General features: G+C 42.5%; 2 protein-coding genes and 1 pseudogene. All 3 read left to right on the forward strand.

Annotated features, from left to right (window positions below; translation table 11 throughout):
* Positions 1-76: 76 nt before the first annotated feature.
* Positions 77-265: pseudogene (locus tag QUA99_RS32835) on the forward strand (transposase); the annotation flags it as partial.
* Positions 266-379: 114 nt separating this feature from the next.
* Positions 380-691 (forward strand): hypothetical protein, encoded by a 312-nt coding sequence (locus tag QUA99_RS32840; RefSeq protein ID WP_333245848.1) that lies wholly within the window; start codon positions 380-382, stop codon positions 689-691.
* An 83-nt stretch (positions 692-774) separates the two neighbouring features.
* The coding region (locus QUA99_RS32845; RefSeq protein ID WP_333245846.1) for an IS66 family transposase at positions 775-1,291 on the forward strand (517 nt) is incomplete at its 3' end.

The following is a 1,291-nucleotide window of genomic DNA, read 5'->3' on the forward strand; positions in this document are numbered from 1 at the left end:
ATAATATTCCTTTTAAATGTGTGTGATTTGTGACGCTCCGACGACCACTTCATCATACCCTAGTTCAGCAACGCCAATTATCCTACAAGCTTACACAGGAGTGTCAGATGACGAAGCAATTGAAGCAATGCAAATGGACAGAAGATGGCAATTAGTGTTGGATTGTCTAGATTGCGAACAAACTCCCTTTGGCAAAGGAACGTTAGTTAGATTTCGCGCAGCCTTAATCGCTTCAGGTGGCGATCGGCGTTTGGTAGAAAAAACGTAACTGCTCAATAACCGCTGCTTGGGGTATCTGAGCTAAGTAGTCCCAGAACGCTAGCCAATAAACTTATTTCTCTCCTTGACAATTGGGCTTCAAATATGGTTTAATGAAAATATGCAAATTCCTCATTTAGCTATTGACATTCCATCCGGAGAAATCACTCCCTTAGTTAGCTCGCTGCTGAACATAATCGCTCAGCAGCAACAGATGATTGAGAGCCAACAGGAGAGAATAGCGAAGCTAGAACAAGATGTGACCAAACTACAGGAAGAAGCCCAAAGCCTTAAAGAGCAACTCTGTTCAGCTAAAAAACTTAAGGGAAAGCCCAAAATTCAACCCAGCACCCTTAATCAAAAAGAAAAAAAACTATTGACCTTGAACAGCGACCTGGTTCTTGGAAGCGGAGTAAAAAAAACCAGGATTTAGTAGATGAAGAGCGAGTGATTGAGCCTGTGGAACTCCCAGAGGGAGCCCGGTTCAATGGATATAGACAATATGATGTGTAGGATGTGATTATCAAAAGGCATAGTATTCGATTTTTACTGGCCGAATACGTTACCACCGAAGGCAAGACAATAGTCGGGAAGTTGCCTCAAGAATATCAGGGACACTATGGGCCAACGTTGAAATCATTTATCTTGTACCAACACCATCAATGCCGAGTGCCGCAGAACTTAATCGGGGAACAGTTAAGAGAACTAGGCATAGATATTTCCACCGGTCAAATTAATCGACTCTTCGTAGAAGAAAAAGAAGCATTTCATCAGGAACAAAATCAAGTCTTACAATCCGGGTTGCAGACAGCCGAGTATATTCATACTGATGACACAGGAGCCAGACATCAAGGAAAGAATGGCTATTGTACAGTCATGGGCAACGATTTATTGGCCCACTTTACTACAACCGATAGCAAAAGTCGGCAAAACTATCTGCGAATTCTCAGAGGTCCCTACGGGAGCATCCCGATTTTGCAAGTATACAAAAGTATGATAAAATGCGCTGCTTTTGGGAAAAGCCAACACTTAG

The sequence above is a fragment of the Microcoleus sp. F10-B2 genome (genome assembly GCF_036704965.1).
GTDB lineage: Bacteria > Cyanobacteriota > Cyanobacteriia > Cyanobacteriales > Microcoleaceae > Microcoleus.

Excerpts from the sequence above, each read along its gene's own strand:
- QUA99_RS32840 (WP_333245848.1), top strand. The coding sequence starts at position 380 with ATGCAAATTCCTCATTTAGCTATTGACATTCCATCCGGAGAAATCACT.